The sequence below is a fragment of the Vibrio sp. 1562 genome (genome assembly GCF_033340155.1).
Lineage (GTDB): Bacteria > Pseudomonadota > Gammaproteobacteria > Enterobacterales > Vibrionaceae > Vibrio > Vibrio alginolyticus.
This window is the reverse complement of record NZ_JAWOVY010000677.1, coordinates 1-546: the sequence shown is the minus strand read 5'-3', so window position 1 is coordinate 546 and position 546 is coordinate 1. Positions and strand designations below refer to the sequence as shown.

Genomic DNA, 546 nt, shown 5'->3' with positions numbered 1-546 from the left:
AACGTCGGTGATCTCAAAAAACACAGACTCAGGCAGGTCAATGAATGTACGGTATTGAGTCTTAGGACAAATTAAAATATGCCCAAAGTTGATTGGATCATGATCTGCAAAAGCTATAACTTGGTCAGATTCGTACACGATGACCGAGTCAATTTCACGATTACCAATTTGTTCGACTATCGTAGCCATCTGAACTCCTATCAAAGTATGCTAACGCCCAGTTAAGGGGTGAAGCACGCAATACCGATGTTACTGCATGGCACTTCAACACCGAAACCACCGCATACCAAAAATGCCACGCGTGCTGAATCCCTCTTGAACTGTTTGTTATGTTTGTAGCCTAGTGTGATACCAAAGCTTTCAGCATACCCAACTGCTCATCAGAATTGAAAACTCCGTGCTCTAAAGCAGATGTAAATAACGGAACCCAATCTACAGCGTTTAGGTCAGCGGGACGCATAGCTTGTCTTCCATCTTTCCACCAAGCTAGACGAATCTCTTCTTGACCACCTTTAACAAAAATTCGCTCCAAACAAATTGAATTGT

Annotated in this window: 2 protein-coding genes; both read right to left on the bottom strand. The window is 42.7% G+C overall.

Annotated features, from left to right (window positions below; translation table 11 throughout):
- On the bottom strand, positions 1 to 189 hold a 189-nt coding region (locus tag R7Z49_RS27040), incomplete at its 3' end, for an HIT family protein (protein WP_318112750.1).
- Positions 190 to 340: 151 nt separating this feature from the next.
- Positions 341 to 546 (bottom strand): hypothetical protein (locus R7Z49_RS27030; RefSeq protein ID WP_318112749.1); only part of this gene is annotated, 206 nt, incomplete at its 5' end.